The organism is Shewanella sairae, from assembly GCF_023283535.1.
Classification (GTDB): Bacteria; Pseudomonadota; Gammaproteobacteria; order Enterobacterales; family Shewanellaceae; genus Shewanella; species Shewanella sairae.
Genome location: NZ_JAKILT010000107.1, coordinates 1 through 6100 on the forward strand (window position 1 = coordinate 1; position 6100 = coordinate 6100).

General features: G+C 39.4%; 8 protein-coding genes. 1 reads left to right on the plus strand and 7 read right to left on the minus strand.

The features are described 5' to 3' along the window. The 7 genes from L2748_RS22770 to L2748_RS22800 all read right to left on the minus strand — a co-directional run. Positions 1 to 1116, minus strand: a 1116-nt coding sequence (locus L2748_RS22770; protein WP_248957770.1) for a zonular occludens toxin domain-containing protein, incomplete at its 3' end; no start/stop codon positions are given. A gap of 1 nt (position 1117) precedes the next feature. Next, positions 1118 to 1462 carry a hypothetical protein gene (locus L2748_RS22775; RefSeq protein WP_220781346.1) on the minus strand — a complete coding sequence of 115 codons (345 nt, stop codon included), beginning with the start codon at positions 1460 to 1462 and terminating at the stop codon, positions 1118 to 1120. After that, on the minus strand, positions 1462 to 2940 hold the full coding sequence (locus tag L2748_RS22780) for a YhgE/Pip domain-containing protein (protein ID WP_220781347.1): 1479 nt from the start codon (positions 2938 to 2940) through the stop codon (positions 1462 to 1464). The genes L2748_RS22775 and L2748_RS22780 overlap by 1 nt, the downstream gene beginning before the upstream one ends. Before the next feature lie 222 nt (positions 2941 to 3162). Further along, positions 3163 to 3354, minus strand: a complete 192-nt coding sequence (locus L2748_RS22785; RefSeq protein ID WP_220781348.1) for a hypothetical protein — start codon at positions 3352 to 3354, stop codon at positions 3163 to 3165. A gap of 4 nt (positions 3355 to 3358) precedes the next feature. Next, positions 3359 to 3592 (minus strand): hypothetical protein, encoded by a 234-nt coding sequence (locus L2748_RS22790; RefSeq protein WP_220781349.1) that lies wholly within the window; start codon positions 3590 to 3592, stop codon positions 3359 to 3361. A gap of 12 nt (positions 3593 to 3604) precedes the next feature. Then, positions 3605 to 3910, minus strand: a complete 306-nt coding sequence (locus L2748_RS22795; RefSeq protein ID WP_220781350.1) for a hypothetical protein — start codon at positions 3908 to 3910, stop codon at positions 3605 to 3607. A gap of 10 nt (positions 3911 to 3920) precedes the next feature. Further along, a complete protein-coding gene (locus L2748_RS22800) occupies positions 3921 to 5516 on the minus strand; it encodes a phage/plasmid replication protein, II/X family (protein ID WP_220781351.1) in 1596 nt (531 codons plus the stop codon). A 124-nt stretch (positions 5517 to 5640) separates the two neighbouring features. On the opposite strand from L2748_RS22800, the gene L2748_RS22805 reads away from it, so the two are divergent. Continuing rightward, positions 5641 to 5967, plus strand: coding sequence for a helix-turn-helix domain-containing protein (locus tag L2748_RS22805; RefSeq protein ID WP_220781352.1), 327 nt, complete (start codon positions 5641 to 5643; stop codon positions 5965 to 5967). The last annotated feature ends 133 nt before the right edge of the window (positions 5968 to 6100 follow it).

Consider the following 6100-nt stretch of genomic DNA (forward strand, 5'->3'; position numbering starts at 1 on the left):
AGAGCTAGAGCCATTAAGGTTCGGGAAATGATGCGCAAAAGCGTTTACAGGATGAATTGAGCCAGTATTAACTTGAGAGTAAGCATTACCAGTATCCAGCAAATTAGAACCCTCAGAAACCGCCGCAGAAACTTGTTGTACATCCAACTCAACAGGCTCAATAACCGCCGAACCGGTTTTAACTTGCTCAACGGTTTTAACAGCCTCGTTAAGTGGATCTTTATCATCGCTAAAAAATACATTAAACACCCCGTAAGCTATATAACAAACAGCAATAAACAAAATAACAAAAGCCGCCCAAAGTTTAGGTTGCTTCAATATAGTTAAATCCGCATTAGACGAATTAAAACCACCTGTACCCGTTGATTTATAAAGCGCGAATACTTCAATCGGGATTTTAATAGACGTCACACTAGCAGCATCTGCTTTGCTTGGCTTAGTGCTAGTTGTGTTAGGCAAATGCGAAAAAATACGCGGGCGGCGCTTTCTAAAAAACGTATCTGTAGAACGATGCCCGTAAGCGTTCTGCGCACAACCTCGCAAACTGGTATCGATTGCTGTCCAGTCAGGCGTTAACATCACAATATCCCACTGATATTTTCTGTGACGCATAAACGCACCATAGAAGTTAAACGGATAAAGTAATCTGTTTTGATCGTCTAATTGCGTCCGGCCAGTGTCGTCAACGTCACTATCATCAAACTTTGTAGGGTCTTGAGGTTGCCAACGTGAATCAAAATAACTTTTAAAGTCGGGCGGTAAATCATCTAAAAAATTTTCAATAGGTTTAAATGGCATTTTTTCCATATTAAAGCCGACTTTTTTTGTATATAAATCTTGGCATTCATCAATCACAATTAATGCACCGATTGGCATCCAGCAAAACCAATTTTGCCAAAGCTCAACACCCGCAACAGAGCGAGAAAATATACGAATTAATTTAGCTGACGGCGGAAACTTTTCCCCTAAAAGCTTTTCGATTGATTCAAGAGATTTAAGCCCCTCGATATTTGTAACAACTAACCGCCCCGCCCTTAATGAAGGTAAGATTTCAAACCAAACAGCGTAAGCAGACTTATAACTACCATTACCACCATGACGAAAAGAAACAGCCACATCACCACCCCGCTACACGTAAAACAAATGCAGTCGCCAAGGCATCAACCACAATTCTCATACCATCAACGACACCGAGAGCATGAGCAGAATATGCCAAATCATTAGGGAGCTTATTAAATTGATTAGAAATAAAAGTATAAACTTCATAATCAACAAGCACCGACCGAGCAACTTCGAACGCGATTTCAAAACCAATTATTTTTCCCTCTACATACATACGTAAACCCGTTACATATAAATATTCAAAAAGGTCAGGAATGATAGCTATGAACGATACAATCGCGCTGAAGACATCATTTATTAATTGAATGCCTATATAAAATAAATCAGTGAAAAATTGCATTATGCGCTCCTACGTCCACTTGATAGAATTATTAAAGCGGCAGCAACTACAGCAGCAAACAAAATAGCCGCCCTAATTAAATCAACGTTACCGCCAAGCATTTTAAACAAATCAAATTCTACTCGTACATTTTGCCCACCTTGATTTAACGTAAAGCCAGTGCCCGAATAAGAACCCGATTTAAAATTAGGCGTACCCATAACTAATATTGAAGTGCCTAAAAGTTTTTCTAACTCTTTTTCCTTTACTGCTAAGTCTTCACGCGCACTCGTAATTGAATCATGGAAATCACCCGCAAACATATTCTCAAAAGTTTCTACTGGTTGCTTGCCGCCATCAAAATTCATTACTTGGTCATTAAACTTATCTATCTTATTAGCAATTTTATCAGTGCCTTGTTTAATAGCCCTTTCAACCATTGTTGTATCATTACCCTCGCTTGAAGTTTCCCACATCGAATCAATGATAGCGTTAGTTGCTTTGTTTATATTATCACCGACAGTTTTAACGTCAGAGCGCAAATTACTTAACTCCCCCGCTTGCCTATCTACTCCCATAGCAACATCACCAACACCGGTATTAATACTATTTAATACGGCTGAATTATCTTGACCAGCATCAATAGCATTTACAGCCGACACAATATTAGCTGTATTATTCCCAATCGCATTAATAACAGCCGTATTATCACCACCAGTACCGCCGCCAACGTCTAATGAATTAATCGCGCCTACAATATTATTAGCGTCAGCAGTTGAAGCCTTGATAGCCCCCTCGATAGACTCTGTTAAATCAGCCGTTCCCGCTGCTAATTGTTCCATGGTATAACCATGATTTTCATCTACCGCAGCAGTACCAGCAATAAGCTGTTCCATCAAAGATTGAGTATTAGCAACATCACCCGCCGTATTAGCCTCTGTAGCTGCTATCACACCGCTTAAATCAATATCTGGATTCGGATTCGGGTCGGGGTCTGGATTCGGGTCGGGGTCTGGATTCGGGTCGGGAGTTGTTAACGGCTCCGGGTTGTAAGCACCATGCGAGATAGGGCAAGCTTTACCTAAACTAGTGAAATTACCATAACACTGATTGTTAGATAAACATCGACCGTCTACGATTTCAAATGCGCAAAAATCCTCACAGAAATATGGCGTATAACCTAAAACATCACTAGTCCATTGAAATGATTTTTTTAAGCCTGCACTACATTTTGAATCACAATTAATATCTTTGCCGCCATTAATTACAGAGCAATCACCACTTAATGTTGTTTGTAAATATTGAAATTCCAACCCACTAGGCTCTCCAGTGAAGCGATTAAAGCGCAATAGAACATTATTTCCATCAGCGTTAATAGTTGCATCATGAAATGAGACGTCAAACTCATTCCCCATACAATTAAAATCATTTAAAGAATCATAAGTTTTACCAACCTGAAGATTCATACAGTTATAGGGATTACGATTTAAATTAGTCATAAATCCAGTAACCGTAAAGCCAGACGCGCCGAAAGTATTAGCGGAAAATGCTAGCAAGCAAAATATAACGAGGTATCTCATATATTCACCTAAAAAAAAGGCCGCGACATTAAGAAGCGGCCAAGGTCAAAATAATAAAACTATGAAGCTATAACACCCGTGTAGATACCAATCAAAAATGAAAAGGCAGCCATTGAGACAAGTATTACAGTTATCAGCATATTATTTACCTAACCAGCTCTTAATCATACCCAAGCCGAAAGCTAGAGCTGTAACCGCAATAACTCCGGCAACAACTAAAGCTACGTTAGCTTCACCAGCAGTAATCGCCGCCGTAATATCAGCATTAGCAAACGCAGAACTAGACGCAACAGCAACAGCAGAACCTAAAGCAACTTTTTTTAATACGTTCATAATATTACACCTTTCCAAATAATTTAATTACACGACCAGTCGTATGGCCTACGAAAAACGACACCAACATATAAACCAGAAGTTCATCATATAATTCTGGTTTAAACTCAATCAAATCAACTAAGCTTGGTTGCTCTGTTAATTCGACTAATTCTTGCTTAGTTAGCAATACATATTCACATGCTGGATTAAGGGTTATCAAACCCAAGCTATTATCTACACCAACACATAAAGACATATTGCCAACCTATTAAACAGAAACCTTTGATTGTGGGTTAATTACCTTAAAATCCTTAACCACTGAAACAACGTTGCCGCCCTTTGCTTTTGAGCCAACAATCAACTCAACAAAAACAGCACCCTTAGCGCGTTGTAATTCACCTGCTAAACGTTTAGCAACGGCATTATTGTTATCAGTATCAATTGAAACTTTACCGACCTGACAACCGACTCGACCGTCTTCGTCAGCAAAATCTGTAAGCATTTGAGCGTTTGCATAAACCTGATTGTTGTCTTCAATAACGCCGTAAGAACAATAGAAAATTTGAGCTTGCATAATTTACACCTTACCTAATAGTGGGATTTTGAATATCAGAACACGTAAACCCTTTAGTGGATTCACCCTTAAATGCTTTTCTAATCCTATCTAGCTTTTGCCTTGAATCGGATAACTCAGAACTGGATACAAGCCTAAAGTCCCCATCATCAAAGAACGCCAGTGATAGCGACTCAGATTCATTAAGACGAATAGAACGACCAGCTTTAAGACCAGAGATAAATGCAGGTTGAAGCCCCAAGTCTTGAAGTTGAATTTCAACTCTACGCTCAGGTGTTAACAATTCAGGATTTTCTAAAATATCAGGCTCAACTAATGCGGCTAGAAATTCAGAATAAGAAAGGTCAGCACAAGGCATCTCAGGCTCTACATAAGAGGCTGGACGCTGTTTATCAAAATCAAACTTCAACAAATGAACTAACGGTAACGTTTCGTCTTTGTGCAAGTTCTGCAATTGAAACTTGCTCATGCCTACGGCCATTAAGCTATTGCAATGACTGTAGAACGAGCTTTTGCCTGTCATACCCATTGTACGTTTCACTTTTTTATACCCCTCAGTACATAGACGACGATAGAAACCGAATAGACGCACGGCTTTAGCCTTACGCAATCCTCCAGATGTAGTTATCGTGTCGTACTCTGCATGTAGTAATTTTTTAACTTTTGAATCGTGTATAACGGTAATTTCCTGCCCATCAATGGCAGAAAGTAAATCTTTCATAGCCTCCGCCCAGATGTAACGGCAGAAAGCCCCTACTCCCTTTTCAGACTCATACGCTGAAATGAAAGAAAGCAAATCTTTAACTAAAAGTGGAATACCTAAGCGCTCAAACATACGAACACAGCAACGTGACTCAAAGCGCAAACGGTTAGTAGCAAAGTGCTGTAAATCATCAGATTCAAGCTGCTCAATAACAGGATCGTAAATCGTGGTGCGCTCTTTTTTCTTTTTAGCTTTTAGGTTCATAAGCTGGTGAACGACTTCATCCAACTTAGAATAAATACAGAGGCTCGAAGCCCTACCAGAATTAGGATTGCCGCGCTCACGGTTGAAATAAATTGTGGTTTCGTAATCCCCATCACGGCTAGGACGAAGATAGCGATTAGAAAAATTAGCGATAGAGTCCAAAGCAGATGCAAGACAATCGCTAGTAGGGAGCTGGATACTGTAGGTTGCGTCAGCACGGAACAATACCGCCTGTTCAAAATCGAGCATTTTAGAGAAAGCAGGGAATGCACTAGCAAGACATCTAAGAATAGTGCGAAAACCTAATTCGAAATTCTCAGAGCCATAAACGTTATGACCCTGAACAATCTTTGCAGGACTCGCTTTAAGCTCTACGCACGGACAATCTCTAAATCCTCCGCCCTGATAAACCTTAAACGCAATCCCCGTGTAACTTGACGGGATTGAATCCCAAGGATGCATCAACTCTTGAATCTCATACGTTCCGTCATCATTACGATTGATAGAGCGAGGAGCAACATTCAAGCCAGCAGCCGCACAATCATCCATATTTACATATGAAACAAACTTGTCTTGGCTACAGGTAGTCAAAACATGCTTGTCTAAAAATGGTATGCGTAGGGCTAAAAAGTCATTCATCGCAAAAACGTGTCAATAAAGGAATTACGTACATACTAATCAAAGAAAAACTTAACCGCAAGGTAATGTATGTAAAAACAGTACTTATAATAAAAGAAAACCATACCCACAAGTGAGAAGACTAATGATCGGTAAAAAAATAAGACTCCTCAGAGAAAGTAAAAACCTAAGGCAAGAGGATGTAGCAAAGGCCATACAAGTAACAAAACAAACATATTACATGTGGGAAAAAGACGAGACAGAACCCAAGGTTAGCCAGCTATTAGGAATAGCAAAAATATTAGGCGTATCAGTTGCCCAAATATGTGAAGACGACGAAATAGGTCTATGCGAAGACACAAAGAACAAAATAATTGAAACTCAAAAATTAAATACGGAAGAAAAAAAATGCTTAAACATGTTCATTGAAGCAATGCTAATCAGGCACTATAGCAAGGCGATAAATATATAACTGGTATGACCACACTATATCTTGTGGCATAAAACAAAAAGAAAGCCATTTATTCCCACTGTAACACTAGATATTGATATTTGGGTTTTCCAAAGTTTGGACGATAAGCCACTATTAGAGATAGTGGCTTATC

Coding starts and splice junctions, on each gene's coding strand:
- L2748_RS22780 (WP_220781347.1), bottom strand. CDS start 2,940: ATGACTAATTTAAATCGTAATCCCTATAACTGTATGAATCTTCAGGTT.
- L2748_RS22795 (WP_220781350.1), bottom strand. CDS start 3,910: ATGCAAGCTCAAATTTTCTATTGTTCTTACGGCGTTATTGAAGACAAC.
- L2748_RS22790 (WP_220781349.1), bottom strand. CDS start 3,592: ATGTCTTTATGTGTTGGTGTAGATAATAGCTTGGGTTTGATAACCCTT.
- L2748_RS22785 (WP_220781348.1), bottom strand. CDS start 3,354: ATGAACGTATTAAAAAAAGTTGCTTTAGGTTCTGCTGTTGCTGTTGCG.
- L2748_RS22775 (WP_220781346.1), bottom strand. CDS start 1,462: ATGCAATTTTTCACTGATTTATTTTATATAGGCATTCAATTAATAAAT.
- L2748_RS22805 (WP_220781352.1), top strand. CDS start 5,641: ATGATCGGTAAAAAAATAAGACTCCTCAGAGAAAGTAAAAACCTAAGG.
- L2748_RS22800 (WP_220781351.1), bottom strand. CDS start 5,516: ATGAATGACTTTTTAGCCCTACGCATACCATTTTTAGACAAGCATGTT.